Below are 26164 nucleotides of genomic sequence, written 5' to 3' on the forward strand. Positions count from 1 at the left end.
ATGGTGCGCCGCGTCCTCGCTCTCCCCTCCGGCCGGATCGCCGCGGCCGTCCTCGCCGTGATCGCGCTGCTGGCGGCCCTCGGCCCGGTACTCGCCCCCGCCGATCCCCTGGCCACCGGCGCCGACACGCTCGCCGGCGCGTCCTCGGCCCACTGGCTGGGCACCGACTACCTCGGCCGTGACGTGCTGAGCCGGCTGCTCGACGGCTCCCGCGTCAGCGTGCTCGGCTCCCTGGAGGTCGCGCTCACCGCCCTGGTGGTCGGTGCGGTCCCCGGCATCCTGTCGGTCCATCTCGGCCGGGTCTTCGAGTGGATCACCCTCCGTCTGGCCGACACGCTCGTCGCCCTGCCGTTCCTGCTGTTCGCCGTCGCGGTCATCGCCCTCCTCGGCAACGGCATCACCCAGGCCATGCTGGTCACCGGCGCCCTGGTGTCGCCGCTGTTCTACCGGGTGGCCCGCGCCGCGACCCTCGCCGTGGCCCGGGCGCCGTACGTGGAGGCCGCGCTGATCTCCGGGGCCTCCATCGGCTGGATCGTCCGCCGCCACGTCTGGGTCAAGGTGCTCCCGCCGATCGCCGTCGCGTTCGCCCAGACGATCGGACTCGGCTTCGTCATCGTGTCGAGCCTGACGTTCCTCGGCATCGGCGTCCAGCCTCCCGCGCCCACGTGGGGCGGCCTGCTCGCCTACGACCTGGGCTACCTCAGCCAGCAGCCGTGGGCGCCACTGGCACCCGCCCTGCTGATCATGGTCGCCGTCTGGGCCGGCAACCAGCTCGCCGACGCGATCCGCGACGTCTCCGGCGAGGCGGGCCGCGCGCTGGTCAACGCCCGCAAGGCCCGTGCCAACCGCCGAGACCGGATCGACGCCGCCGGAGGTGCGCGATGACCACCGTGTCCGAGAACCTCGACCCCGGACAGACCGCAAGCGCCGTGCCCGGCGATGCCGGCGGAGACGAAGCCGGCCCGCCGGCGCCGGTGCTGTCCCTGCGCGACGTGCACATCGGCGACCGGGCAGGTGACCGCGAGATCGTCCACGGCGCGACCTTCGAACTCACCCCCGGCAAGGCGGTCGGCATCGTCGGAGAGTCCGGCAGCGGGAAGACCCTCACCTGCCGCGCAGCGCTCGGCATCCTGCCCCCGCACTTCGAGGTGACCGGCGGCTCGGTCGAGATCCTCGGCACGGACATCGCGACGCTGACGCCTCCGCAGTGGACCGCGCTGCGGGGCGCGGTGATCAGCGCCGTCTTCCAGGACCCCGCGTCCTATCTGAACCCCTCGATCCGGGTGGGTCCGCAGATCGCCGAGGTCGTCCGGGCCAAGAAGAAGCTGAGGCGGCGCGAGGCACGCGACCGTGCCGTCGAACTGCTGCGGGCGGTCCGGCTGCGCGATCCGGAACTCGTCTTCACCCAGTACGCCCACGAGCTCTCCGGGGGCATGCTCCAACGGGTCCTGATCGCGGCGGCCATCGCCGCGGACCCGCGGGTGCTCATCGCCGACGAGGCCACGACGGCCCTCGACGTCACCGTCCAGGCCGAGATCCTCGACCTCCTGGCCGAACTGCGCGACCGCACAGGGCTGGCCCTCGTCCTCGTCTCCCACGACCTGGCCGTCGTCGCCCAGTTGTGCGACGAGGTCCTCGTCATGCGCCAGGGCGAGGTGGTCGAGCAGGGACCGACGCACGCCGTACTCCACGCCCCGCGGCACGAGTACACCCGCCTGCTCGTCGCCGAGCACCAGCAGTACGGCCTGGAGAAGTTCCGCACCCCCGAGGAGGACCGTTGACCACCGAACCGCCCGCAGCGCGCTCCGCCGGCGGCGAACCGGGCGCCCCCGTCCTGGAGGTCGCCGGACTCCAGGTCCACTACGGCCTCGGCCGCCGTCGCCGCCGGGCCCTGCACGACGTCTCGCTGACCGTCGCGCCGGGCGAGATCGTCGGCGTCATCGGTGAGACCGGATCGGGCAAGACCACCCTCGCGCGCGCCGTACTGGGCCTGGTGCGCCCCTCCGCGGGCTCGGTCGCCGTCGGCGGCGAGGACGTCAGCGCCCACGGCCGCCGGCAATGGCGTGCCCTGCGCCGCCGCGGCGTCGTCCAGTACGTCTTCCAGGACCCGCTGCGCAGTCTCGACCCGGACCTCACCGTCGAGGAGTCCCTGGCCGAGCCGCTGCTCCTTCGCGGGGACACCCGCGCCGCGGCGGCCGAGCGGGTGCGCGCGTTCCTGCCCCGCGTGCGCCTGGACGAGGAGTTGCTGCACCGGTTGCCCGGGGAGCTCTCCGGCGGTCAGCGCCAACGGGTCGCCGTCGCGCGGGCGCTGATCACCGATCCGCGGCTGGTCGTCCTGGACGAGCCGGTCAGCGCCCTGGACTCGGCCAACCGCGTGCAGATCCTGGAGATCCTCAAGGAACTGCGTGCCTCCGGCGTCGCCCTGGTCCTCATCTCCCACGACCTCGGCTCCGTGGCCGGTGTCTCCGACCGCATCGCCGTGCTCTACCGGGGCGAACTGGTCGAGGCCGGCGCCGCCCGCGACATCGTCGGCCGGCCGCGGCACCCGTACACACGCCTGCTCGTCGGCTCCGCGCCCACGCTGCACTCCTCCCCCGCGGACCGTGCCGAACGCGAAGCCCTGCGCACCCTGCTCGACGCCTGAGCCCACCACACACAGGAGGAAGCCACCATGTCCCGCAGGATCCACCTCGCGCTCCACCCCTACGGTGTCGGCGGCCCCGGCCAGCACGGCCTGTGGCGGGACGCGCGCGTCGCCAAGAACGCCAGCATCGACATCAACTACTACATCGAACAGGCCAAGGCGGCCGAGCACGCCCTCTTCGACGCCCTCTTCATCGTCGACAGCCAGTTCATCAACGCCACCTACCCGGCCCACTACCTCAACCGGCTGGAACCCCTGACCCTGCTGTCGGCGGTGGCCACGCACACCCGGCACATCGGCCTGGTCGGCACCGCCAGCTCGACCTACAACTCGCCCTTCAACCTGGCCCGGCGCTTCGCCTCCCTGGACCACATCAGCGGGGGCCGCGCCGGCTGGAACGTCGTCACCAGCTTCGACACCGGCACGTCCCGGAACTTCGGGTTCGACGAGCACCTCGACTACGCCACCCGGTACGGCCGGGCCCTGGAGTTCGTCCAGGTGGCCCGCGGTCTGTGGGACTCCTACGAGGACGACGCGTTCCCGGCCGACGTGGACCGCAACCTCTTCCTCGACCCGGCCAAGCTGCACGCGCTCGACCACGTCGGCGAGCACTTCAAGGTCGCCGGCCCCCTCAACCTCTCGCGGTCGCCGCAGGGCCAGCCCGTGATCTTCCAGGCCGGGGTCTCCGAGGAGGGGCGCGACCTGGCGGCGCGGGTGGCCGAGGGCATCTACGCGCCCGGCGGGTCCCTGGAACAGGCCCACGACTACTACACCGACATCAAGCGGCGCACCGCCGCCCACGGCCGCGACCCCGGCCACATCAAGATCTTCATCCACGGCAGTCCCGTCGTCGCCGCCACCGACGGGGAGGCCCGGCGCCGCGAGCGGGAGATCTTCGAGGAGGACAACGACTTCGACCGCAACCTCGCGCTGCTGGGCCGCGCCTTCGGCGCGTACGACTTCAGCGCGCACGACCTCGACGCGCCGTTCCCGGACGTCGCCCACCTCGCCGAGAAGGGCGGCAGGACCGGCGCCGCACGGATCATCGAGCGGGCGAGGGCCGAGAACCTCACATTGCGTCAGATCGCGGACTCGGTGAACGAGTTCCGCGTCTCGCCCTTCGTCGGGGCGCCGGACACCGTGGCCGACACCATCGAGCGGTGGTTCCTGGCCGACACCTTCGACGGCATCAACCTGGCCTTCCGCACCAGCGACGAACTCGCCCTCTTCGTCGACGGTGTCGTCCCGATCCTGCAGCAACGCGGCCTGTTCCGCACCGAGTACGAGGCCGACACCCTGCGCGGCAATCTCGGCCTGCCGGTCCCGGCCAACCGCCATACCGAGGGACGCCGGCTCGTGGACGGCCTCGTCGAGGGCCTCACCGACGATCTCGTCAACGACTGAGGCCGGCCCATGACCTCCGCGACACCGCGCTTCCGGCTCGGCTTCCTCACCCATGTCCAAAGCCGCGACGACAACCCGGCCCGCACCTACCGCAACGCCCAGGAACTCTTCGTCGCCGCCGACGAACTCGGCTTCGACGTCGGCTGGGTCGCCCAGCACCACGTGCCCGCCGGCGGTGGCGGGCTGTCCTCGCCGTGGACCTTCCTCGCCCACGCCGCGGCACGGACCACCCGTATCCGGCTCGGCACGGCCGTCACCGTCCTTCCTCTGGAGGACCCGGTGCGTCTGGCCGAGGACGTCGCCACCGTCGACACGCTCAGCGGCGGCCGCGTCGAGATCGGCGTGGGCAGCGGCTACAACGGCCTGGAGTACGCCGCGTTCGGCAAGGACATCGAGCGCAGGCGTGAACTGACCAGCGCGCACCTCGACATCCTGCGCCGGGCCCTGGCCGGCCAGGAGGTGCGGGCGCCCGGCTTCCGTGTGCAGCCCGCCACGGGTGACGTCACCGACCGCGTCTGGCAGGGCGTGTTCAGCGCGCAGGGCGCCGCGTACGCCGCGGCGGCCGGCTCGAATCTGCTCCTCAACCGGGCCGCGTACGGGTTCGACGCGCCGACCGACACCGTGCAGCGCCCGTGGGCGGACGCCTTCCTCGCCGCCTGGGAGCAGCCGCGCCGCCCACGGATCGGGTTGTCCCGGTTCGTGTTCCCCGCGAAGGACAAGCGCACCGCGCTCCGGCAGATCGGCGACGACGTCCTCCGGGCGGCATCGCGCATGGCGGACAGCGGCGCCTTTCCGAGGGGCCTGGACGTGGCCGAGGCCCTGCGCCGCTTCCATGCCTTCCACGGAGCTCCCGAGGAGATCGTCGCCGCGCTGCGGCAGGAGAGGGTGCTGCCGGTCGCGACCGATCTGATCACCCAGTTCAACCCCGCGGTCCCCGACCACGACGCGGCGCTCCGCGCCCTGGAACTCATCGCCACGCGGATCGCCCCCGCCTTGGGCTGGCAGCCCGCCGGCGCACCCCGGCCCGAACCCGCGGGAGTCTGACATGACCGAATACACCGACCACCACGCCCCCGAAGGCCTGCGCACGCGCGGCACGGTCGTCGTGGTGCCCGGTCGCGGGGAGACACGCGCGACCTACGCCCGGTTCGGCAGGCGGCTGGCCGCCGACGCCTACCGCGTCCGCGTGATCGACGCCCCGGCGGTCGGCACCGCCGATGCGGCGGAGTCGTCGGCCGCGTTCGGCAGGCGCCTCGCCGAGGCCGTCGAGGGCGCCGCCGGCGAGGACGGCCCGGTACGGCCCCTGGTCCTCGTGGGAGCCGACGCCGGCGCCGTGGCGATCGCCGCGTTCCTCGCCCTCGTCGCGAGCATCGAAGGGACGGATGCCGGACGGCCGGACGCCGTCGTCCTCGCGGGTCTTCCGGGCCGGGCCGCCACCGCGCCCGGCACCTGGGAGGCCGAGTTGGACGTCCGCACCTCCTGCCCCGCGCACCGGAGCACGCTCACGCAGGACCCGCGGGTGAGCCGGGGCTCGCTCGGCGACGCCCTGCCGGATGCCCTGCTCGCGGCGGCCCACGACACCGAGGCCGACGTCCCCGCCCTGCTCCTCGTCGGTGACGCCGATCCGCTGGCGGACCGCGACGCGCTCGCCCGTACCGCCAAGTCCCTGCCCCGGGCACGCCTGTCGGTGGTCCGGGGCGCCCACCACGACGTCCTCAACGACCTTCAGCACCGCTCGGTCGCGGCCGAGGTCGTGCTGTTCCTGGAGGCGCTCCGCGATGGCCTCGTGCCCGTCGTCACGGTGGAGTCGAGCGCCTGGTGACCACCGCCGCCGACACCTCCCCCGCGCCCCTGACCCAGTGGCGAACCGCCCCACCCGGTACGTCCGTACCCCGAACCCGGAAGGTCCGCATGGCCGCCATCCTGTCCGTCTCCGGAAGCCCCTCCGCCACCTCCCGCACCGCACGTCTGCTGCGTCACCTCGACGAACGCCTGCGGCTCCAGGGCCACGACGTCGTCTCGCTGGAGGTGCGCACCCTGCCCGCCGAAGCGCTGCTCGGCGCCGACTTCCGGCACCCGGCCGTCACCGAGGCGGCGGCCCTGTTCCAGCGCTCCGACGGCGTGGTGATCGGCACACCCGTCTACAAGGCCGCCTACTCGGGGCTGCTCAAGTCGCTGCTCGACCTGCTCCCGCAGTACGCGCTCGCCGACAAGACGGTGCTGCCGCTGGCCACCGGCGGCAGCACGGCCCACGTGCTGGCCATCGACTACGCGCTGCGTCCGGTGCTGAGCGCCATGGGCGCCGCGCACATCGTGCCGGGCTGGTTCACGCTCGACAAGGACATCACCGTGGCCGACGACGGCGCACTGACCGTCGCGCCTGCCGCGGCCGAGGCCCTGGTCCAGGTCACCGACCGCTTCTCCGCCGCCCTCGGAGGCCGTACGACAGCCCTCGCGCCCACGGGATGAGCGCCGCGCCGCCATCGCCGTGACGGCTCAGCGACGGGTGCGCAGCAGCAGCCGCAGGAAGTACGGCGTGCCGATGACGGCTGTCATGAGCCCGGCGCCGAGCTGCGCCGGGGCGATGACCGTACGGCCGATGAGATCGGCGGTGCAGACGAGCACCGCGCCGAGGAGGACCGCGACCGGGACGACCCGCACGTGCCGACGGCCCACCAGGGCCCGCGCCGCGTGCGGGGCGACCAGTCCGACGAAGCCGATCGTGCCCGCGGCGGCCACGGCGGTGGCGGTCAGCAGCACGCTCGTCACGAGGATCCCGAGCCGGGCCCGGCCCGGTCGCAGACCGAGGAGGCGGGGGGTGTCCTCGTCGAGGGAGAGGAGGTCCAGTTCGCCGCGCCGGGCCACCGCGACCGCGATGCCCAGGGCGAGGGCGGCGGCGACGGGCAGCGTGTCGGGCGCGGTGCGTCCGTAGGTGGAACCGGACAGCCAGGTCAGGGCCTTCGTCGCGTTGAACGGGTCGGTGAGGACGATGAGCAGGCTGATGAGGGCCGTGGTCGCCGCGGACACGCCGACGCCGACGAGGACCAGCCGGGTCTGCTGGAAGCCGCCCCGCGCCGCGAGTCCGAAGACGACGAGGGCGGTCACCCCGGCACCGGCGAACGCCGCTCCCGCCACGCTCCACGACCCCGCGGCGGGCACCGTCGTCACGTACAGGACGGCACCGAGCGCGGCTCCGCCCGAGACCCCGAGGATGCCCGGTTCCGCGAGCGGATTGCGGGTGACGGCCTGGACGAGCGTCCCCGACAGGGCCAGCGCCGCCCCCGCCAGGAGCGCCGCCAGGACGCGCGGCACGCGGGTGTCGAGAACGAAGGACACGGCCTGACCGGCCCTGCCCTGCGCCCAGTTCACCACGTCGCCCAGCAGCAGCTTGGTGTCGCCCAGCAGCACGCCGGCGACGGCCACGCCCACGAGCGCGGCGACGAGGACGCCCACGGTCACCAGGAACGCGGTTCGGCCCGGGATGCGCAGCCGGTCCGGCGCGCTCACCGCGGCCGTCTCCCGGACGCGCAGCGCCATGACGACCAGGAACATCGCGCCGACGAGGCTCGTGACGACGCCGGTGGGCACGGCGACGGCGGCCTGCGCGTTCACGACCGTGCGCAGGGCCACGTCCGCGCCGAGCACCAGGCCGGCGCCGACCAGGCCCGTGACCGGCATGGACACCCGGCTCCTGACCAGCCGCCCGAAGCGCCGGGTCAGCGGCCGGACGAGGGCGGGCGCGCACAGGCCGACGAAGCCGATGGGCCCGGCGAGTGTGACCGCCGCGGACGAGAGGAGCGCGGCGAGTACGACCACCGTGATCCGGGTGCCCCGGACGGGCACTCCCAGACCGCGTGCCGCGTCGTCGCCGAGCGCGAGGGCATCGATCCGACGGGCCGTCAGCAGCAGTCCGGCGAGGGCGGCCACGGCGACGGGTGCCATCCGCACGACGCCGTCGAAGCCGTTCTGGCCGATGCTGCCCTGGCTCCACTGGTAGAGGCCGTTGGTCTGCTGGGGGAAGAGCAGGATCAGCCCCTCGGTGACGGAGGACAGCCCGAGGGTGAGGGCGCTCCCGGCCAGCACCAGGCGCACGGTGCCCGCGCCCAGTCCGGACAACGAAAGGACGACGGCCGCGGCCGCGAGGCCGCCCAGGAAGGCCACCCCTGAGGAGGCGAGCAGCGGGAGCGACACTCCGCCGACCGTCAGCAGGCCGAGGGCGAGGTAGGACCCGGCGTTCACGGCGAGCGTGTCGGGAGCGGCGAGCACATTGCGGCTGACGGCCTGAAGTGCCGCTCCGGCGACGCCCAGTGCTGCCCCGACCAGGAGGCCGGCGGCCGTCCGGGGCAGGCGTGAGGCGATCACGACGGACGCGTCGGCGGGGTCGGCCCGGCCGGCGAGTGCCTTCCACACCTCGGCGGGTCCGACGGACGCCGTGCCCTGGGTGATGTCGACGACCGCGAGGACCGCGACCAGGAGCGCGAGCACGGCCGTCACCGCGGCCGCGCCCGTCCTGGAGGCGGCGGCGCGCGGCCGGGTGGCGGGGGTCGTTGCGGTGACGGCCATGGTGCTACTTCGTCAGTGCGGCGACGAGGGCGTCGACGTACGACTCCATCGACCGCGGGCCGCCGAACATCCAGATGCCGTCGGGCAGTCGGTGCACGTTGCCCTTCTTCACGAAGGGCAGGGACTTCCACACGGCGTTCTTGCCGAGGTCGTCGGCGAAGACGTCGCTGGGCTCGCTGTCGCTGCCGATGTACGCGAACCGGATGTCGCCGAGGCCGGTGAGGCCCTCGACGTCGGTGGCGGCGAGGCCGTAGTCCTTGTCGCCCTTCATGGTCCAGGCGTTCTTCAGGCCGAGCGCCTCGTTGACGCCGCCGATGAGCGAGCCGCTGGTGTAGGGGCGGACGGACACCTGGTTGGAGGCGACCCAGCCGTCGGCGAACGCGATCCTCGCGCCGTTCAGGCCGGCGTCCGCGAGGGCCTTGCCGCCCTCGGCGACCTTGGTGTCGAACGCCTTCCTCGCCTCGTCCGCGCGGGCCGCGGTGCCGGTGGCCTCGGCGATGAGGTCGAGGTTCTCCTTCATCTGCCCGACCGGGTCGGCCGCGTCGGCGGAGCGGACCTCGAGGACGGGGGCGATCTTCCTCAACTGCGCGACGGCGGAGGCCTGGAGGTCGGTGGTGGCGACGATCAGGTCGGGCGAGAGCGAAGCGATGGTGTCCATGCTGGGCTCGCCGCGGGTGCCGATGTCCTTGGGCGTGTTCGTGAGCGGGGCCGAGGTGTCCCACGTCGTGTAGCCCTTGACGTCGGCGACGCCGACCGGGTCCACCCCGAGCGTCACGAGACTCTCGACGACGTTCCATTCGGTGCCGACGACCTTCTTGGCGGGCCCGTCGAGGGTGACCTCGGCGCCGGTCGCGTCGGTGAGGGTGATGCCCTGGGCGGCCTTGCCGGCGCCGGCGGCCGCGCGCTCGGTGGTCCCGCAGCCGGCGAGGGCGACGGCCGCGGCGGCGGCGGCCATGACGATGAACGGGCTTCTCATGAGGTGGTACTGAGCCTTTCGGGTCGTGCGTGGTGGCGGCCCACGGCGCGGGTGCGCAGCAGGCCGGTCAGGGGGTCGATGTCGACTTCGACCCGGATGCCGTAGGTGTCGGTCAGTCGTTCCGGTGTCAGCACGTCCTCGGGACGGCCGTCGGCGACGATCCGGCCCGCGCACAGCAGCGCGATCCGGTCGGCGACGGCGGCCGCCTGGTCCAGGTCGTGCAGGACGACCCCGACGGCGATGCCGTGGTGGTCGGCCAGGTCCCGGACCAGATCGAGGAGTTCGACCTGGTAGCGCAGATCGAGGTACGTCGTGGGCTCGTCCAGGAGCAGCACGCCGGTCTGCTGGGCGAGGCAGCTCGCCAGCCAGACCCGCTGGAGCTGGCCGCCGGAGAGGTGTTCGGCGCCCCGTCCGGCCAGGTCCTCGACGCCGGTCAGGGCGAGCGCACGCCGTACCGCGGCGGGCCCGTCGGGGTCGGGACGGCCCCAGCGCCCCCGGTGGGGGTAGCGGCCGAACTCCACGAGGTCGCGCACGGTCAGGCCGCCCGGTGTGGGGCGCCCCTGGGTCAGCAGCGCGACCCTGCGGGAGAACTCACGGGCGGTCAGGGCGAGCGCGTCGGTGGTGTCCCCGTCCGCCGTGCCGATCGTCAGCGTGGCGCCGCGGGCCCGCTGGAGGCGTGCCACGGTCCGCAGAAGCGTCGACTTGCCGCTGCCGTTGGGGCCCACAAGGGCGGTCACCTCACCGGGCCGGAGGGTGATCGCCGCGTTGTGCACGACGTCCGCCCCGCCGTACGACACGGTCACATCCCGCGCCGACAACCGGTGACCGCGCACGCCGGGGGCCGCGGTTGTCTCTTCACCAGAACTCACACACGAAGGTTAGCCTAACCTAACTAGTGCCTCCGACCACCCCTGGCGGCTCGGTAAACTTAGGCTAACCTTCCCTCATGGCGAAGATCCCTCGGCTCATGCCGCAGAACCCCCGACTCTTCCGCGCCGAGGTCGTCCGCACGGAGCGGGTCTCCCCCTCCATGCAGCGCGTGACCGTCACGGGCGCGGATCTCGGCGAGTTCCCGTGGCTGGGCTACGACCACTGGTTCCGCCTCTTCATGCAGCTGCCCCACCAATCCGTCCTGCGGCTGCCGGAGTTCACCGGGGACCGGTGGTGGCACGCCTACCTGGCCATCCCCGAGGACGAGCGGCCGCACTACTCCAACTACACCGTGGCCGGCCACCGCCCCGAAGCCGCCGAGATGGACATCGACTTCGTCGTCCACCGGGGGCCCACGGGCGAACTGGAGGGCCGGGCCGCGCTGTGGGCCTGCGCGGCCCGCCCCGGCGACGGCCTCGCGGTGCTCGACCAAGGCGTCATGTTCGACCCTCCGCAGGACGCGTCCGAGGTCATCGTGGTCGCCGACGAGAGCGGCCTGCCCGCCGTCACCGGGATCCTGCGCTCACTGCCCCGCGACACCGCCGGCCGGCTCATCCAGGAGGTCCCCACCGAAGCCGACCGCCGCGAACTCGACGCCCCCGCCGCCATGACCGTCACCTGGGTCGTACGGGACGGCGCCGGCGCCGTCCCCGGCCGCGCCGCACTCGACGAACTCCACCGGCACACCACCGTCGACACCCGTGCCTACGCCTTCGTCGTCGGCGAGTCCGGCCTCTCCACCAAGGGCCGCAGACACCTCCACCGCGCCGGCCTCCCCAAGGACCGCATCATGTTCTCGGGTTTCTGGAAGCACGAGGCCCGCAGGCCCGCCTGACGTGCTGCCGCTGAGGTGGGTGTTTCAGGCGGAGGGCTGGGGGCAGGGGTCGAACGAGGGGGGTTCCCGAAGGTGCGAGGGAGTCCGGCCCCATGTCGACAGGGACACTTCTGGCGATCATCATCCCCATCGTGGTGGTGCTCATCATCATCGCGGTGGCGGCCACGCTGTTCACACGGCACCGGCGCCTGCGCCGGCAATTCGGCCCGGAGTACGAGCGGACCGTCGAAGGCACCGGCAGCCGGAGGGAAGCCGAACGGGACCTCAACGCCCGGGCCAAGCGGCACGACTCCCTGGACATCAAGCCGCTGCCGAGCGGTGTCCGCGACCGCTACGCGCGGGAATGGACCGGCGTCCAGGAAGAGTTCGTCGACCGCCCGGAGGACGCCGTCCACGACGCGGACAGCCTGGTGACCTCCCTCATGCACGAGCGCGGGTACCCGACCGAGGACTTCGACCAGCAGCTCAAGGACCTCTCGGTGGAGCACGGTCACACGCTGGAGCACTACCGGGACGCCCACGAGGTCAACGCCCTCAGCTCCCGGCACCAGGCCACGACCGAGCAACTGCGCGGTGCCATGGTGCACTACCGCGCCCTGTTCGACGAACTGCTCACCGACGGCGGCGAGTCCCGCCACGTCCGGGCCTGACGGGCCCGACCGGAGTCCGGGTCACCCCGCGCCGCCACCCCAACACGAGGCAGGCGAAAGATGGAACGCGACCGCGCACGACACTCCCGCGAGAGCGCCCTGACCACCGAGGAACTCGCGCAGCCGCGCGAACACCTCGACACGCCCCCCGACCGGCCGGACCCGTCCTCTCGCGCCCCCGCCTACCCGGGCGAAGGCGCCGTTCCGGTCCGCAAGCCGTCCGAACCCCCGCCGGAGACGGCAGCCGGAACCCCGAGGGAGAACACCGCGGCGGACCGGGCTCCGCAGCTGCTGACCTCGCAGGACGAGGAGAGCTTCCGCGCCCGCTGGCAGCAGATCCAGAGCGAGTTCGTGGACGACCCCCGGGACGCCGTCCACACCGCCGACGCCCTGGTCGCCGACGTCATGCAGAAGCTGGCGGCGACATTCGCCCACCACAAGCAGGAACTGGAGGGCCAGTGGGACCGGGGAGAGCAGGTGAACACCGAGGACCTGCGGACGGCCCTGCGGCAGTACCGCTCATTCTTCAACCGCCTGCTCACTACCTGAGGCCTCCGGGTCCCGCGCGCGGTGCGTGCGGGACCCGCTGCCGTCCGCCGGACCGTCGGGCGGACCGTCGGGCGCAGGATCCTCCAGGCGGACCGTGACCTGTCCGGAAATCCCGCCGCCCCCGGGTCCCCGATGGCGGGTTCCTTTCTGCACGCTGGTGATGAGCAGCCACTCGTAGCGGGTTCGCATTTCGGGGTTCAGCACGGAGTGCGCGGTCGCGGTGAGTCGCACCCATCTGTGGGCGGAAGGTCCCGTGAGCCCGATCGAGATCAGCCGCAGCCACTGGACCAGGGCGGCGGACTGCCCCAGCTCAGCGGGGCCGGGAAGGGCGCCGAACAGCGCGACGTCGTCGCCTTTGCCCAGGATGCGCAACGCGGTCGCGGCGGCCTCGGCGGGCGTCTGCTCCTCGCGGGCGCTGTAGGCGGCGAACAGGGCCATGGCGACGAGGACTCGCACGCGGCGCACGGAGGACGGGAACTCCCAGCCCCATGCCGTGATGCTGTTCACCAGGCGCCGGTGGAACGCCTCGTCGCCCAGGCACTCCGCGAGGATGTCGTCGGCCTCCTGCTCGCACTTGGCAAACGTCACCACGACCGGCCTCCCCTCGGGATTGCGATGATGCCAGCGGGACGCGGGCCCGCGCCATGGGGCGGTCCGTACGCGCGGGTCGCTACCCGGTGACCCGGGCGATCAGGAGCGCGATGTCGTCGTTGCCCGGAGTGGTCCGCAGGGCGTGGTCCACGAGCGTGTCGGCAAGCGCGTCCAGACTCTGGTCGCCGGCCGGGACGAGGTAGCGCAGGAGGTCGGTGGTGCTGCGCTCGATGTCGACCCCCGGGGCCTCGACCAGCCCGTCCGTGTACATGACCAGCACCGTTCCCGCCGAGAGCGGGATGCGCGTCATGGGGTACTCGCCGTCCGGGGCGACTCCGAGCAGGAGACCGGGCGGCATGGGCAAGACCTCGGCGCGCCCGTCGGGATGCCGGATCAGGGGCGGCGGGTGCCCGGCCGTGGCCAGCCGCGCGCGGTGGCGGGTCAGGTCGAGATGGGCGTACAGGCAGCTGGTGAACAGCCCCGCGTTGAGGTCGGTCAGGAGCCGGTTGGTGCGGGTGAGGGTCCTGCTCGGTGAGGTGTGGGCCGTGGCGTGGGCGTGGACGGCCGTGCGGACCTGCCCCATGAGGGCCGCGGCCTGCACATTGTGCCCCTGGACGTCACCGATGGCGAGGGCGGCGCAGGTGCTGCCGCAGTGGATGAGGTCGTAGAAGTCCCCGCCCGTGTCCTGGCCGTGGCCGGACGGACGGTAGCGTGCGGCGATCTCCAGGCCGGGGACCTCGGGGAGGTCCTGGGGGAGCAGGCCCGTCTGCAGCGTACGGGCGAGGTGGCGCGTGGCGTCGTACAGGTGGGCGCGGTCCAGCGCCTGGGCGATGAGCCCGGCCAGTGAGGTGAGGATGGCGCGTTCCCCCAGGGGGAAGGGGCGGGCGCGGTCGTAGGACAGGGTGAGGAGGCCGATGGGCCGGCCGGAGGCGATCAGCGGGAGGAAGGCCCAGGCGTCCCGGTCGCCGTAGCGCGGGGCCTCTGGGTAAGCGCGCTGGAAGTCGCCGAAGCTGGTGAAGAACCGGGGCGTCCCGGTGGCCAGGGCCTGGGTGGGCGGGGTGGCCGCACTGAGCGGGACGCCCTCGAAGCGGGCCATGAACTCGGTTGTGTAGCCCCGGTGGGCGGCGACGTGCAGGCGGCCTTCCTCGGCCGTCAGCAGGGCCAGTCCCTCGGCCTCGAAGGCGGGGACGAGCTGGTCCGCGACCTGGTCCACGACGTCCCTGACCCCGACGGCCTCGCTCAAGGTCGCTGCCAGATGCATCAGTTGGTAGAGGGTGGACGCGCCCATCGGCCCCTGGCCGCGCGGCGGTGCCGCCCTCTCCTCCATCGCCTTCGCCTCGGTGACCGGTGCGACCCGGACGCTGATGCCGTTGGACGCGGGGTAGAAGTGGAAGGACAGCCGCCGGTCCGGGGGCCGCCAGGCGATGAACGCGGTGGGCTGGCGGCTGATCACGGCGGCCCGGTAGCGGTCCTCGAACGTGGGGTCGTCCAGCCACGGCAGCCGCTCCCAGGGGCGGGCACCGAGCAGGTCGGAGGTCCGCTCGCCCAGGAGTTCGGCGGCGGCGCTGTTGAGGAAGGTGATCCTGCCCTCCAGGTCCAGCGACGCGCATCCGGTCGGCAGGCGCTCGGCGAAGTCGTAGGCCGCGAGCGCTTCGGCGGGGTCCGGTGTGCTGGTGCGGACGGCCGGCAGCACCATCGGCTCGACACCGGGCAGCAGCGGTTCCCCGCGCCGCGCGGCCTGCTCCAGCAGCCGGCCTGCCCGGCGGCAGAAGGTGGCGATCGTCTCGCGCTCGCCGGCACTCAACTGGGGCGGGTGCCAGATGGGCCACACCATGCAGATCGCGCCCCACACCCCCTCCTCGGTGGTGAGCGGTGCGGCCGCGAGGAGGATGTCGTACGGGACCATCAGCCCCACCCGGGGGAAGCGGCGGGCCAGCTCGGTCGGGCTGTTCACCCACACCAGGCGCCGCTCGCGCACCGCCTCCGCAACCGGCGCCGCGTCCGCCAGGCCCACCCGCACCCAGGGGGCGGCGATCCGCCGGGACGTTCCCGACAGGGCCAGCAGCTGCAGTACCCGCTCCCCCGGCGGCAGGACGTAGAGCATGCCCACCGAGGCGTCGAGATCCCGCCCCAGGCGGCCGAAGAGCCCGACGAGGGGCCCCATGCCCGTGGTGGTCCGTACGTCGTCGCGGTGCACCGGGCTCACCCCCGGGCCCCACGTCGCCGCGGCTGCCCGGGCTGCCACGCCGCCCGGCCACAGCGCCTGTCACCCATAAACGGACCATACGTCCGGGAGAGGGTTACGGCACCCACACGGCCGGGATAAAAAATGGATGTCCATTCATTATGATGGCCGGCATGCAGAACACACCCAGCCGCACCGCGCAGCACGTCGCGCTCTTCCGGGCCCTGGAGTCCGTACGCCGGGGGCCTCGCCTGTTCACCGATCCCTACGCCGCGTCGTCCCTCGGCCACGGCTACCGCCTGGCCGTGGCGCTCGCCCGGCGCTCGGGGCTGGCCAACGCCCTCGAACGCCGGATAGACCGGCGCTGGCCCGCCGGTCCCCGCGCGTCGGCCGTGGTCCGCACCCGGCTGATCGACGACCTGGTGCGGGACGCCCTCGCCCACGACGCCCGCCAGCTGGTGCTCCTCGGCGCGGGGTACGACAGCCGCGCCTTCCGCCTCGACGCGGCGCGATCCGCCACCGTTTTCGAGGTCGACCACCCGGCGACCCAGGCGGTCAAACGCACGCTCGTCACCACCTGGTCCGAGGCCGGCCGCCCCCACGGCGACCACCGCTTCGTGCCCGCCGACCTGATGCGGCAGGACCTGGGCGAGGCCCTGCGCCGGGCCGGCCTGCGCGACGAACCCGCGGTCGTGGTGTGGGAGGGCGTGACGAACTACCTCGACGAGCCCTCCGTGCACACCACGCTCACCGCACTCGCCGCCACGACCGCACCCGGGAGCAGGATCGTCTTCACGTACATGGACCGGCGCGCCCTCGACGGCACGGGCGGCTTCGCCGGAGTCGAGGCGTGGGCGGCCAGCGTGCGCGCGGCGGGCGAACCGTTCACCTTCGGATTCGTCCCCGGCGAACTCCCCGGCTACCTCGCGGCCCGCGGCCTCGCCCTCACCCTGGACCTCTCGGCACGGGACGCCGCGGAACGCTACCTCGAACCACTGGGGCGCCACGAGCCGGCCGCGCCCTTCTACCGGATCGCCCAGGCGGAGGTGAAGTGATGCCCAAGGTCAGCGAGGAACACCTCCGGAACCGGCGTGCCGACATCCTCGACGCCGCCGCCCGCTGCTTCTCCCGTGCGGGCTTCCACCGCACCACCATCCAGGACATCGCGAAGGAGTCCGGTTTCAGCGCGGGCCTGATCTACCGTTACTTCGCCGACAAGGACGCCATGGTCGTCGCCATCTCCGACCAGTGGCACGAACGCCAGACCCGGCAGCTCCACTTGGACGACCCCGGCGACCGCACGCCCGACACCCTCGGCCGCGTCGCCTCCGGCTACCTCGACCTCCTGCGCTCGCTCGCCGGCCCGGCCGAACGGGAGCGCGTGCAACTCGGTGTCCAGATCTGGGCGGAGGCGCTGCGCTCCCCCGAGGTCCTCTCCGTGGCACGCCAGGGCGTGGACCTCCCCCGCGAGGTCATCACCGGCCTCGTCCACGCCGCACAGGAACGCGGCGACCTGCCGGCGGCCCTGCCGGCCGACGGGCTCGCCCGCGTCTTCATCGCCGTGTACCAGGGCCTGGCGCTGCAGACCGCCTGGGACCCCGAACTCGACAACGCGGCCTGCGTGGAAGCGGTCCAGGCACTCCTGGACGTCCTGACGGGACGGTGACCGCGAGCGCGGTCCGCAGCGTGTGCCCGGGAAGCCGATCATGCATCCCGTACGATCCGCCCATGCATGCTTTGAGACGATTTCGGATGCATGGGGGTCTCCACGGGCGGCGCGACCCGGTGCTCCTGTCTCCCGTCGCCCTCACGGTGGTGATCGGCCTCCTCGCGGTGTTCACCCCGCAGGACGTCCCCTTCTCCCGGCTGCTTCCGGCGGCGCCGGCGCTCGCCGCGTCCGTCTGGTCGGTCAGGGCGACCCTCACCCTCGGGGTCATCTGCCTGCTCCCGGTCATCGGCTTCGCCCTCGCCTTCTCCGACGTCTCGGCCTTCTACACCGCGGGCGCGATCGTCGCCGTCAGTCTCGCCGCCGCCTACGCCAGCCATCTGCGCCTCCAGCGCGAGCACACCCTCGCCCAGGTCCGGGCCGTCGCCGACGCCACCCAGGAAGTCCTGCTGCGCCCCGTGCCGGCCCGCGTCCGGAACCTGGAGATCGCGACCCTCTACCTCGCGGCGGCGCCGCAGGCCCGCATCGGCGGGGACTTCTACGCCGTGGCGGACACCGAACACGGCCTGCGCATCATCCTCGGGGACGTCCGCGGCAAGGGCCTGCCCGCGGTCGGCGTCTCGGCCGCCGTCCTCGGCTCCTTCTACGAAGCCGCCCACGACGCCCCCGACCTGTGCCGCCTCGCGCACCGGCTGGACACCTCCGTCACGCGCTACAACGTCGACGTGCCCGCCCCCGACGGCGCGGAGCGCTTCGCCACGGCCGTCCTCGTCGAGATCCCGCCCACCGGTTCCCGGGCCTCCGTGCTCAGCTGCGGACACCCCCCGCCCCTGCTGCTCCACCGGGGCGACACCCGGAGCGTCGAATCCGCCGCCCCGTCACCCCCCATCAACCTCGCCGCTCTCGTCGGCTCCGACTACCACGTCGAACACGTCCCCTTCACCCCCGGCGACCTGCTGCTCCTCTACACCGACGGCGTCACGGAATCCCGCGACGACAAGGGCACCTTCTTCCCCCTCACCACCTGGACCCGCGACACGGACACCACCTCACCCCCCGCGCTCCTCGACCTGCTCCACCGCGCCCTCCTCCGCCACAGCGGCGGCAACCTCAACGACGACATCGCCTGCGTCGCCATCCGCAACGCCCCGCTCCGGATGCCCCCGACCGGCTGAGGGAAATAAGGAATTCCGGCCCGGCGCACGGAGATTCGATCCCGGATTCTCCCCTCCCGTAATATTTGACATGCCGGTGCCCGCAACAAATGGCCAAGGCAGTAATGCCCGTAACGTCCCGTCACGGGAAATTGCCGGACAACGGCCCGACGCCCTCCGGGGCGTGAGCCGGACATCGGGGGATGCGTGGGGCAACAGGGCTGATGGGGCGACCTGTCACACCTGGGGCCCATACATGCATGGCGCCTCTCCGGATTCCGGACACATCTGCGGCGGGTGCACCGGAGAATGCAAATCGGCGGCTTCTTTGCGTCTTTTCAGCGTTGACATGGACACAAGATCTCTCCGCTAATGGACTCCCGGCGATCGCGGACGTTCGCCCGCCGAGCCTTCACGCGTCGGCGTTTCATGTGATGACTGGGGAGTCGGACGTTGCGCGTACCACACATATCCGGTCCACCACTCCGGCGGCCGGTGTCGACCGTGCTGGCGGTGCTCGGCGCGGCCGCCATGGCCGTCATGGGGGTGCAGACGCCGTCGCAGGCCGCGGCGCCCACCGCCGCCGCGGCGAAGGGCGACGTGCCCTTCGAGGCCGCCTGCGGTACCCCCAAGAGGGGTGAGGCCACCTGCTACGCCCTGCGCCGCACCGATGTCACCTCGGCCAAGGGCCTGCGGACCGCGGCGGCGCCGGGCGGGTTCGGGCCGGCCGACCTGCGTTCGGCGTACAACCTCCCCGAAGGCGGCGGCGCGGGGCAGACCGTCGCCATCGTGGACGCCTTCGACGACCCGACGGCGGAGGCGGACCTGGCGGTCTACCGCGCCCAGTACGGCCTGCCGGCCTGCACCACGGACAACGGCTGCTTCCGGAAGGTCGACCAGCGCGGCGGCACCGACTACCCGCAACCCGACCCGGGTTGGGCCGGGGAGATCTCCCTCGACCTCGACATGGTCTCCGCGGTCGCGCCCGACGCGCACATCCTGCTCGTCGAGGCCGACAGCCCCGCCTTCGACGACCTGGGCGCCGCTGTGGACCGGGCGGTCGCGATGGGTGCCAAGTTCGTCTCCAACTCCTACGGTACGGACTACCGCTTCGGCAGCGGCGAGGACCCCTCCGGGACTGTGGGCCTGGACGTCCACTACAACCACCCCGGCGTCGCGATGGTCGCCTCCTCCGGCGACTACGGGTACGGCGTGTCCTACCCGGCCGCCTCGCCGTACGTGACCGCGGTGGGCGGCACCTCGCTGACCGCCGACGGCGGCACGGACCGCGGCTGGTCCGAGTCCGCCTGGGACGGCGCCGGTTCGGGATGCTCGCTCTACGAGCCCAAGCCCGCCTTCCAGACGGACACCGGCTGCGCGAACCGTTCCGTCGCCGACGTCTCCGCCGTGGCCGACCCCGCCACACCGGTCGCCGTGTACCAGACCTACGGCGGCAGCGGCTGGGGGCAGTTCGGCGGCACCAGCGCCGGATCGCCCATCATCGCCGCGGTCTACGCCAGTGCCGGCGCGCCCGTCGCAGGCACGTACCCCAACTCCTACCCGTACGCCGCGGGCGGGGGCCTCCACGACGTGACCGCCGGCAGCAACGGCTCCTGCGCCCCGGCCTACCTGTGCACGGGCACGGCCGGCTACGACGGCCCGACCGGTCTGGGCACCCCCGACGGCCTGCGTGCCTTCCGCACCGGCCCGCACGGGGCGCTGTCCGGCACCGTCACCGACCGGGCGACCGGCAAGCCCCTCGCGGGCGCCACGATCAGCGCGGGGAGCGGCAATGTCACGCACAGCGGCGCCGACGGCCGCTACACGATCGGCCTCCCGGTGGACACCTACGACGTCACCGTCGACGCGTACGGCTACGCCACCGGCACCGCCGAGGACGTCGCCGTCACCGAAAACGGCTCCCTGACACGGGACTTCGCGCTGAACCCGGTCCCCAGCCAGACCGTCTCCGGCAAGGTCGCGGACGGCTCCGGCCACGGCTGGCCGCTGTACGCCAGGATCACCGTGGACGGTGTCCCCGGCGGCCCGGTGTGGACCGACCCGGCCACCGGTGCCTTCACCCTCTCCCTCCCCCAGGGACACGGCTACACGCTGCGCGCCGAGGCGGCACTGCCCGGATACACCCCCGCCACCACCTCGATCACCGTCGCCGAAGCTCCGCAGTCGCTGAGGCTCTCGCTGCCGGCCGATCCCTGGAAGGCGACCGCGCCCGGCTACGCCGTGCATCTGTCCGGCGCGACCGAGCACTTCGCCTCCACCGACGCGGCCCCGGAGGGCTGGCGCGTCGTCAACGCGGACGGCACCGCGGGCGGCTGGACCTTCGACGACCCGGGAGGGCGCGGCAACCAGACCGGCGGTGAGGGGGCGTTCGCCGTCGCCGACAACCCCACGATCGGCTCGCCGTACGACACGCAGCTGATCAGCCCGTCCTTCGACCTGTCCGGCGCCTCCGATCCGGAACTCGCCTTCGACGCGATGTACTGGGTCTCCGACAGCAAGGCGATCTCGGTCGACGCCAGTTCCGACGACGGTGCGACGTGGAAGTCCCTGTGGACCGCGCCGGCGGGCTTCACGGAGCACGCGAGGGCCGAGATCCCGCTGACCGGATTCGCCGGCGAGCGGGACGTCCGGGTGCGCTTCCACTTCGTCACGCAGTTCGCCTGGTGGTGGGGCGTCGACGACGTGTTCGTCGGCGAACGCGACTACGCGGCCACCCCCGGTGGCCTCGTGACCGGCACGGTTTCCGACGCCAACACCGGCGAGGGCCTGGTCGGTTCCGAGGTCGCCGTCAAGGACGTGCCCGGGGCTCGTACGACCACTGTCGCCACGCCCGAGGACCCCGCGCTCGGTGACGGGCTCTACCTGATGTTCTCGCCCGCTCTCGGCAAGCACGAGGTGGGCGCGGCCAGTCCCCGCTACACGGAGCTGACCAAGACCGTCGGCATCGCGGCCGACAGCGCGGTCTCCGCCTCCTACAAGCTGAAGGCCGGGCAACTGACCGTGACCCCGGCCTCCGTGACCGCCGGCGTCGGCTGGGGCGGTTCGGCCACGCGGAACCTGACGGTCAGGAACACCGGCGGGGCGCCCGTCACCGTGGCGGTGGGCGAACGGGCCGGCGGCTTCCGGCCCCAGGCCCTCGGCGGCGGCGCTCCCCTCCAGACCGTCAAGGGGCACTTCTCCCCGCACGCGAGCAAGACCGGCCGGGCCCCGTCGGGTGCGAGGCAGGCCGCCGCGCCTTCGGGCGACGCCTGGCAGTCCGCCCCCGAGCTCCCCGAGACGGTCCTCGGCAACGTGGTCGGCGCCTATCAGGGCAAGATCTACTCGGCCTTCGGCTGGACCGGTTTCGACGTCACCAACGCGATGTACGTCCTCGACCCCGTCGTCGGCAGCTGGAGCCAGGTGACCGGCGCGGCGGACGGCCGCGAGGCGCCCTCGGGCCAGTTCGTCGACGGCAGGTTCTACGCCGTCGGCGGCTGGCTCCCGGACAACACCACCGACCCCAAGCTGGAGATCTACGACCCCGTCACCGACCGCTGGAGCACCGGGGCCCCGGCACCGGCCGCCTACGCGGGCCAGGGCAACGCGGCGGTCGACGGCAAGCTCTACACGGTCGGCGGCTGCGACGAACGCTGCGGCACCGTCGAGTCGTACGCCTACGACCCTGACACCGACTCCTGGACCCGCATCGCCGACTACCCGGAGAGGGTCGCCTGGGAGTCCTGCGGCGGCGTGAACGGCAAGCTGTACTGCGCCGGCGGCAACGCCGACTCCCTCGGCGAGAGCAAGCACGCCTACGTCTACGACCCGGCGGCCGACACCTGGTCGGCGCTGCCCGACCTGCCGATCCCGCTGTGGAGTTCCTCGTCCACCGCGGCGAACGACCGGCTCGTGATCTCCAGCGGCATCAGCCACGAGGCCATCACCAACCAGGGCTTCGCCTACGATCCGCAGGCGGGGGCCTGGACCGCGCTGCCCAACGCCAATGTGGCGACCTACCGGGGCGGCGCCGCCCTCGGCCTCTACAAGGTCGGCGGCGGAAGCGAGCCGTACACCCCGAGCCGCGCCGTGGAACTGCTGCCCGGGTACGACCAGGGCGGCTCGACCGACGTCACGTGGCTGAGCACGAGCACGCAGCACTTCACGCTGCAGCCGGGGGCGAGCACGACCGTCACCGTCGCACTGGACGCCTCGGTGCCCGGGATCACGCAGCCGGGTGACTTCGCGGCACAACTGGCGCTGGACAACGACACCCCGTACGGGATGCGGAAGGTCGCGGTGTCCCTGCACGTCGACCCGCCGAAGACCTGGGGCAAGATCACCGGAACCGTCCGGGGCGTCCAGAGCGACGGCACGACCAGGCCGCTGGCCGGTGCGACGGTCGAGATCGACAGCTGGGCGGCGAGCTACTCCCTGAGGACGGCCGCCGACGGCACGTACTCCCTGTGGCTCGACTCCCGGAACAACCCGCTCGGTGTCATCGTCGCCAAGGACGGCTACCGGCCGGTCGCGACCACCGTGAAGGTCAAGAAGGGGGCGACCGTCACCGGCGACTTCACGCTCAAGAAGCAGTAACCGCCGCTCGGCGGGAGGCAACACGGGGCGGGCCGGTCCTCCGGGACCGGCCCGCCCTTCCCCGTGCCCCGCGCCCGGGGTCCCGCCGGCTCAGGCGGCCACGGCGGCCAGCTTCGACGGGTTCATCGACCACAGCAGCCGGTCGATGCCGTCCGGGGTGACGCGCAGCGACAGGACGGCGAACACGGCCCCCTCGTGGGAGAGACGGACCGCGGGCAGGCCGTTGATCTCGGCCGGTTCCACCGTGACACCGGTCCAGAAGCGCTCGGAGAAGGCGTGGTAGTACTTCGCCACACGCTGACGGCCCACGACGGGGAACTTCGACGCCCGGACGACGCCTCCGCCGTCGGAGTACGAGATGACGTCCGCCGCGAACAGCTTCTCCAGCGCGGTGATGTTCCCCGACTGCGCGGCCGCGACGAACGCCGTCAGGAACCGGCGGTGCTCGGCCGTCGCCACCCGCGCGCGCTTCTCGGTGGCGAGGTGCTTGCGCGCCCGGCTCACCAACTGCCGCGCGTTGGCCTGCGTCTGGTCGATGATCTCCGCGATCTGCTGGTACGGGTAGTCGAACGCCTCGCGCAGCACATAGGCCGCGCGCTCGGTCGGTGTGAGCCTCTCCAGCAACATGAGGACCGCGACTTCCAGCGCCTCCCCGTTGACCGCCCCCAGCGCGGGGTCGCTCTCGGTGTCGACCGGCTCCGGCAGCCACGGGCCGACGTAGGTCTCGCGGCGCACCCTGGCCGACTGCAGCACGTTGATCGCGAGCCGGGTCACGGTGGTCGCGAGGAACGCCTGCGCGTTCTTCACCTTCGAACGGTCGTAGGTCTGCCAGCGGATCCAGGCCTCCTGGATGACGTCCTCCGCCTCGCTGGCGCTGCCGAGGATCCGATAGGCGATACCGAACATGGTGCCGCGGGCGTCACGGAAGGCCTCCTCCGCCTCCTGGAGAGTGTCAGAGCCTTCCGCTGGTGTGTTCTTCGACGGCATTCCTTGCCTGTTCTCCCTGCTCGGCAAGGTGCCACCGAGGGCCGGTGGCAGCTCACCGATCCGTACGGATCCCTGCCGCGTACCGCGCCGGGCCGCCTCAGGCCCGGGACAGCCAGTCGGTGTAGTGCGTGGGGGCGACGCGGGCACCCTCCCGGGCGGTGAGGGCGTCGCCGCGGACGACGGCGAACATGCCGGCGGTGTCGTCGGGCACGACGGAACGCCCGTCGCCCTTGGCGGCGATGGCCATCCGGCCGATCTCGGCGAGGGGGTAGACGTCGGGGCCGACGACGTTGACGACACCGCCGAGCGGACTGCCGACGGCGACGTCGGCGACGGCGGTGGCGACGTCCGCGGCGGCGATCGGCTGGATCGGCGTCTCCGGCAGCCGGACGGTGTCGCCGTCGGTCGTCCACGACATGGTCGCCTCCATGAACTCCATGAACTGCGTGGCACGCACGATGGAGAACGGCACGGAGCCGGCCTTGAGGATCTCCTCCTGGAGCACCTTGGCCCGGTAGTAGTCCAGGTCGGGCACCCGGTCCACACCGACGATGGACAGGATGACGAAGTGGCCGACGCCGGCCTGCTCGCTCGCGCCGACGAGGTTGTCCATCGACGTCCGGAAGAAGGCCGCCGAGGCCTCGTCGAAGGTCGGCGAGTTCGTCAGGTTGACCACGACGTCGGCGCCGGTCACCGCCTCGTCGACGCCCTTGCCGGTCAGGAGGTCCACCCCCGTCGACAGGGAGTGCGGGACCGCTTCGTGACCTGCGCCGTTGAGCTTCTCGACGACCTGCGACCCGATCAGCCCGGTGCCACCGACGACCGCGACCTTCATGGCACGACCCATCTTTCGATAGTTATGTCCGTTATGCCCCTACGGCACCGAAGTTACCCCTGGGGAAGTCGGCCCGCCCGGGCAGCATGCGTTGAACTATTCAGGACGTTACATATCCTGGATGTTCGATGTCAAAAATACATGCGCCGCCGTCCGCGCCTCCCGCGGGGTGACCGCCGCGCCGCCGGAGCGCGGGTCAGCTCCCGGCGGGACGCGGCGCCCTCAGGTGGGTCCGCTGCGCCAGTTCCTCCGGCTCGACCAGCGTGAGCATCGGGCGGCCCGGCTCGCAGAGCATGGTCACGACGAACCGGGTCCGCGCGTCCGTGAGGGCGTTGCCGTCCTGGTAGTGGATCACGTCCCCGCCCGGCTCCCAGAAGGTCTCACCGGCCCTGACGACGCGTTCCGGCTCGCCTTCCAGTTCGAAGCGCACCGCGCCCTCGATCACGTACCCGAAGGCCGGGCCCGTGTGGCGGTGCGGCGGGGTCCCCGGGTCCCCGGGCGGCCACTCGACCAGGATGGTCATCCCCGAGGCCCCTTCCGGGATGTGGGGCGGCGTGACGTCCTGGAGCATCGTGATCGCTGTCCGCCACGTCCCGGACTGCGGCTGCTCGCCGACCGTGCCCGCTGCTTCCTTGTCCGACATTGCGCTGCACCTCCGTAGACCGGCCCGGAAATCGGCCGAATGACGTCGGACCGCCCGCCCGTCGAGCGGGAGCGCCGGCGGCCGCCTTCCGCGGTGGCCGTACTCGTCCGTCCCAGGCTTGCATGACTCCTGCAGAGGTACGACCGGGGACAAACCGCTTTTGTGACAGGCCCCGGCGAGAAACCCGCTCCGCGGCGGCGCGACGTGTCACACACCGCGGTCGCACCCGGTCTGTCGTGCGTCGGGGGGCTCGGACATGCCTTTCGACGCGACGTTGTGCCACACACAGAGGGGATGGTCTGCATGTCGTACCCGAAGCAGGTGTACTTGGGTGAGGGCGGCGAGGTCAGCGCACGCTTCCGTCCGGAGAGCACGGGACCGGACCTCGGCGAGGCGGGCAAGGACGCCTTCCACTACCTGGCGACCACGGCCACGACACGGGGCGAGTTCGGGCTCTACCGGGTCGAGATGAGTCCGCGGGCCGGCGGCCCCAAGACGCATTTCCACCGGTCCATCTCGGAGTCGTTCTTCATCCTGGACGGGACCGTGCGCCTGTTCAACGGCGAGAAGTGGGTCGAGGCCCGGCAGGGCGACTTCCTGCACGTGCCGCAGGGCGGGCTGCACGCGTACCGCAACGACTCCGACGCGCCGGCCCAGATGCTGCTGCTCTTCGCACCGGGCGCACCGCGTGAGAAGTACTTCGAGGGGCTGTCCCACCTGGCCCACGCCACGGACGAGGAGCGCGCCCGGTTCCTCGACGAGCACGACTCGTACTTCGTGGAGTAACCGGGCCCGTCCCGCCGGCGGACGGGCGTTCGGCTCCCGTCCCCGGCGGGCCGGCCGACGGCGCGCGGTGCCGCCCGTACGTCATCGCGCGTCCCCCCCACCGCCGGTGGTATGACCGGGGTGGCGCGCGGCGCGCACCACGCGGCACATGAGATTCCGAGATTCCCGAGATG

23 protein-coding genes are annotated in these 26164 nt (G+C 72.6%); 15 read left to right on the forward strand and 8 right to left on the reverse strand.

Going from position 1 to position 26164, the window contains the following annotated elements; translation table 11 throughout:
- The 7 genes from ACIP9H_RS06625 to ssuE all read left to right on the forward strand — a co-directional run bounded on the left by ACIP9H_RS06625 (position 1) and on the right by ssuE (position 6517).
- A complete protein-coding gene (locus ACIP9H_RS06625; protein WP_401582385.1) occupies positions 1 to 885 on the forward strand; it encodes an ABC transporter permease in 885 nt (294 codons plus the stop codon).
- Complete coding sequence (locus ACIP9H_RS06630) at positions 882 to 1781, forward strand: ABC transporter ATP-binding protein (RefSeq protein WP_401581820.1); 900 nt, start codon at positions 882 to 884, stop codon at positions 1779 to 1781. Before ACIP9H_RS06625 ends, ACIP9H_RS06630 begins: the two co-directional genes overlap by 4 nt.
- Positions 1778 to 2644, forward strand: coding sequence for an ABC transporter ATP-binding protein (locus tag ACIP9H_RS06635; RefSeq protein ID WP_401581823.1), 867 nt, complete (start codon positions 1778 to 1780; stop codon positions 2642 to 2644). Before ACIP9H_RS06630 ends, ACIP9H_RS06635 begins: the two co-directional genes overlap by 4 nt.
- 27 nt (positions 2645 to 2671) lie before the next feature.
- Positions 2672 to 4048, forward strand: coding sequence for an NtaA/DmoA family FMN-dependent monooxygenase (locus ACIP9H_RS06640; RefSeq protein ID WP_401581826.1), 1377 nt, complete (start codon positions 2672 to 2674; stop codon positions 4046 to 4048).
- A gap of 9 nt (positions 4049 to 4057) precedes the next feature.
- Positions 4058 to 5092 (forward strand): LLM class flavin-dependent oxidoreductase, encoded by a 1035-nt coding sequence (locus ACIP9H_RS06645; RefSeq protein WP_401581829.1) that lies wholly within the window; start codon positions 4058 to 4060, stop codon positions 5090 to 5092.
- Between the two features lies 1 nt (position 5093).
- The gene (locus ACIP9H_RS06650) at positions 5094 to 5870 is read left to right on the forward strand and encodes an alpha/beta hydrolase (RefSeq protein WP_401957878.1); all 777 of its coding nucleotides are present in this window, start codon (positions 5094 to 5096) and stop codon (positions 5868 to 5870) included.
- Positions 5871 to 5959: 89 nt separating this feature from the next.
- Positions 5960 to 6517 carry an NADPH-dependent FMN reductase gene (gene ssuE / locus ACIP9H_RS06655; protein ID WP_401581835.1) on the forward strand — a complete coding sequence of 186 codons (558 nt, stop codon included), beginning with the start codon at positions 5960 to 5962 and terminating at the stop codon, positions 6515 to 6517.
- 27 nt (positions 6518 to 6544) lie between these two features.
- Here ssuE and ACIP9H_RS06660 read toward each other — a convergent pair whose 3' ends face one another.
- Genes ACIP9H_RS06660 through ACIP9H_RS06670 form a run of 3 tightly spaced genes read right to left on the reverse strand, consistent with a single transcriptional unit; the run spans position 6545 to position 10456 of the window.
- Positions 6545 to 8611, reverse strand: a complete 2067-nt coding sequence (locus ACIP9H_RS06660; protein ID WP_401957881.1) for an iron ABC transporter permease — start codon at positions 8609 to 8611, stop codon at positions 6545 to 6547.
- 4 nt (positions 8612 to 8615) lie between these two features.
- The gene (locus ACIP9H_RS06665; protein ID WP_401957884.1) at positions 8616 to 9587 is read right to left on the reverse strand and encodes an ABC transporter substrate-binding protein; all 972 of its coding nucleotides are present in this window, start codon (positions 9585 to 9587) and stop codon (positions 8616 to 8618) included.
- On the reverse strand, positions 9584 to 10456 hold the full coding sequence (locus ACIP9H_RS06670) for an ABC transporter ATP-binding protein (RefSeq protein ID WP_401581841.1): 873 nt from the start codon (positions 10454 to 10456) through the stop codon (positions 9584 to 9586). Before ACIP9H_RS06670 ends, ACIP9H_RS06665 begins: the two co-directional genes overlap by 4 nt.
- 77 nt (positions 10457 to 10533) lie before the next feature.
- On the opposite strand from ACIP9H_RS06670, the gene ACIP9H_RS06675 reads away from it, so the two are divergent.
- The 3 genes from ACIP9H_RS06675 to ACIP9H_RS06685 all read left to right on the forward strand — a co-directional run bounded on the left by ACIP9H_RS06675 (position 10534) and on the right by ACIP9H_RS06685 (position 12551).
- Positions 10534 to 11352, forward strand: a complete 819-nt coding sequence (locus ACIP9H_RS06675) for a siderophore-interacting protein (protein WP_401957888.1) — start codon at positions 10534 to 10536, stop codon at positions 11350 to 11352.
- Positions 11353 to 11444: 92 nt separating this feature from the next.
- Positions 11445 to 12002 carry a hypothetical protein gene (locus tag ACIP9H_RS06680; protein ID WP_401581847.1) on the forward strand — a complete coding sequence of 186 codons (558 nt, stop codon included), beginning with the start codon at positions 11445 to 11447 and terminating at the stop codon, positions 12000 to 12002.
- Positions 12003 to 12062: 60 nt separating this feature from the next.
- Positions 12063 to 12551, forward strand: a complete 489-nt coding sequence (locus ACIP9H_RS06685; protein WP_401581849.1) for a hypothetical protein — start codon at positions 12063 to 12065, stop codon at positions 12549 to 12551.
- On the opposite strand, the gene ACIP9H_RS06690 is transcribed toward ACIP9H_RS06685, so the two are convergent.
- Both ACIP9H_RS06690 and ACIP9H_RS06695 read right to left on the reverse strand, forming a co-directional pair.
- Positions 12522 to 13142 (reverse strand): hypothetical protein, encoded by a 621-nt coding sequence (locus ACIP9H_RS06690; protein WP_401581851.1) that lies wholly within the window; start codon positions 13140 to 13142, stop codon positions 12522 to 12524. The two genes, ACIP9H_RS06685 and ACIP9H_RS06690, sit on opposite strands and share 30 nt — an antisense overlap.
- Before the next feature lie 79 nt (positions 13143 to 13221).
- On the reverse strand, positions 13222 to 15348 hold the full coding sequence (locus ACIP9H_RS06695) for a SpoIIE family protein phosphatase (RefSeq protein ID WP_401581853.1): 2127 nt from the start codon (positions 15346 to 15348) through the stop codon (positions 13222 to 13224).
- A gap of 152 nt (positions 15349 to 15500) precedes the next feature.
- On the opposite strand from ACIP9H_RS06695, the gene ACIP9H_RS06700 reads away from it, so the two are divergent.
- From ACIP9H_RS06700 to ACIP9H_RS06715, 4 genes are all read left to right on the forward strand, one after another.
- Positions 15501 to 16382: a class I SAM-dependent methyltransferase gene (locus tag ACIP9H_RS06700; protein ID WP_401581856.1), complete on the forward strand. Its 882-nt coding sequence runs from the start codon at positions 15501 to 15503 to the stop codon at positions 16380 to 16382.
- Positions 16382 to 16993, forward strand: coding sequence for a TetR/AcrR family transcriptional regulator (locus tag ACIP9H_RS06705; protein ID WP_401581859.1), 612 nt, complete (start codon positions 16382 to 16384; stop codon positions 16991 to 16993). Before ACIP9H_RS06700 ends, ACIP9H_RS06705 begins: the two co-directional genes overlap by 1 nt.
- Positions 16994 to 17112: 119 nt before the next feature.
- Complete coding sequence (locus ACIP9H_RS06710; protein ID WP_401957894.1) at positions 17113 to 18168, forward strand: PP2C family protein-serine/threonine phosphatase; 1056 nt, start codon at positions 17113 to 17115, stop codon at positions 18166 to 18168.
- A gap of 474 nt (positions 18169 to 18642) precedes the next feature.
- Complete coding sequence (locus ACIP9H_RS06715; RefSeq protein WP_401957897.1) at positions 18643 to 22740, forward strand: carboxypeptidase regulatory-like domain-containing protein; 4098 nt, start codon at positions 18643 to 18645, stop codon at positions 22738 to 22740.
- 90 nt (positions 22741 to 22830) lie between these two features.
- On the opposite strand, the gene ACIP9H_RS06720 is transcribed toward ACIP9H_RS06715, so the two are convergent.
- From ACIP9H_RS06720 to ACIP9H_RS06730, 3 genes are all read right to left on the reverse strand, one after another.
- A complete protein-coding gene (locus tag ACIP9H_RS06720; protein ID WP_401581866.1) occupies positions 22831 to 23727 on the reverse strand; it encodes an RNA polymerase sigma-70 factor in 897 nt (298 codons plus the stop codon).
- A gap of 97 nt (positions 23728 to 23824) precedes the next feature.
- Entirely contained in the window at positions 23825 to 24562 is a 738-nt protein-coding gene (locus tag ACIP9H_RS06725; protein ID WP_401582386.1) for an SDR family oxidoreductase, read from the reverse strand.
- A gap of 196 nt (positions 24563 to 24758) precedes the next feature.
- Complete coding sequence (locus tag ACIP9H_RS06730; RefSeq protein WP_401957900.1) at positions 24759 to 25205, reverse strand: cupin domain-containing protein; 447 nt, start codon at positions 25203 to 25205, stop codon at positions 24759 to 24761.
- A gap of 303 nt (positions 25206 to 25508) precedes the next feature.
- Here ACIP9H_RS06730 and ACIP9H_RS06735 point away from each other — a divergent pair, with 303 nt between their 5' ends.
- Positions 25509 to 25991 (forward strand): cupin domain-containing protein, encoded by a 483-nt coding sequence (locus ACIP9H_RS06735; protein ID WP_401581872.1) that lies wholly within the window; start codon positions 25509 to 25511, stop codon positions 25989 to 25991.
- The last annotated feature ends 173 nt before the right edge of the window (positions 25992 to 26164 follow it).

Source organism: Streptomyces sp. NPDC088732 (assembly GCF_044751205.1).
Lineage (GTDB): Bacteria > Actinomycetota > Actinomycetes > Streptomycetales > Streptomycetaceae > Actinacidiphila.

Excerpts from the sequence above, each read along its gene's own strand:
- ACIP9H_RS06625 (WP_401582385.1), top strand. The coding sequence starts at position 1 with ATGGTGCGCCGCGTCCTCGCTCTCCCCTCCGGCCGGATCGCCGCGGCC.
- ACIP9H_RS06630 (WP_401581820.1), top strand. The coding sequence starts at position 882 with ATGACCACCGTGTCCGAGAACCTCGACCCCGGACAGACCGCAAGCGCC.
- ACIP9H_RS06640 (WP_401581826.1), top strand. The coding sequence starts at position 2,672 with ATGTCCCGCAGGATCCACCTCGCGCTCCACCCCTACGGTGTCGGCGGC.
- ACIP9H_RS06645 (WP_401581829.1), top strand. The coding sequence starts at position 4,058 with ATGACCTCCGCGACACCGCGCTTCCGGCTCGGCTTCCTCACCCATGTC.
- ACIP9H_RS06650 (WP_401957878.1), top strand. The coding sequence starts at position 5,094 with ATGACCGAATACACCGACCACCACGCCCCCGAAGGCCTGCGCACGCGC.
- ssuE (WP_401581835.1), top strand. The coding sequence starts at position 5,960 with ATGGCCGCCATCCTGTCCGTCTCCGGAAGCCCCTCCGCCACCTCCCGC.
- ACIP9H_RS06660 (WP_401957881.1), bottom strand. The coding sequence starts at position 8,611 with ATGGCCGTCACCGCAACGACCCCCGCCACCCGGCCGCGCGCCGCCGCC.
- ACIP9H_RS06665 (WP_401957884.1), bottom strand. The coding sequence starts at position 9,587 with ATGAGAAGCCCGTTCATCGTCATGGCCGCCGCCGCCGCGGCCGTCGCC.
- ACIP9H_RS06675 (WP_401957888.1), top strand. The coding sequence starts at position 10,534 with ATGGCGAAGATCCCTCGGCTCATGCCGCAGAACCCCCGACTCTTCCGC.
- ACIP9H_RS06680 (WP_401581847.1), top strand. The coding sequence starts at position 11,445 with ATGTCGACAGGGACACTTCTGGCGATCATCATCCCCATCGTGGTGGTG.
- ACIP9H_RS06685 (WP_401581849.1), top strand. The coding sequence starts at position 12,063 with ATGGAACGCGACCGCGCACGACACTCCCGCGAGAGCGCCCTGACCACC.
- ACIP9H_RS06700 (WP_401581856.1), top strand. The coding sequence starts at position 15,501 with ATGCAGAACACACCCAGCCGCACCGCGCAGCACGTCGCGCTCTTCCGG.
- ACIP9H_RS06705 (WP_401581859.1), top strand. The coding sequence starts at position 16,382 with ATGCCCAAGGTCAGCGAGGAACACCTCCGGAACCGGCGTGCCGACATC.
- ACIP9H_RS06720 (WP_401581866.1), bottom strand. The coding sequence starts at position 23,727 with ATGCCGTCGAAGAACACACCAGCGGAAGGCTCTGACACTCTCCAGGAG.
- ACIP9H_RS06725 (WP_401582386.1), bottom strand. The coding sequence starts at position 24,562 with ATGAAGGTCGCGGTCGTCGGTGGCACCGGGCTGATCGGGTCGCAGGTC.
- ACIP9H_RS06730 (WP_401957900.1), bottom strand. The coding sequence starts at position 25,205 with ATGTCGGACAAGGAAGCAGCGGGCACGGTCGGCGAGCAGCCGCAGTCC.
- ACIP9H_RS06735 (WP_401581872.1), top strand. The coding sequence starts at position 25,509 with ATGTCGTACCCGAAGCAGGTGTACTTGGGTGAGGGCGGCGAGGTCAGC.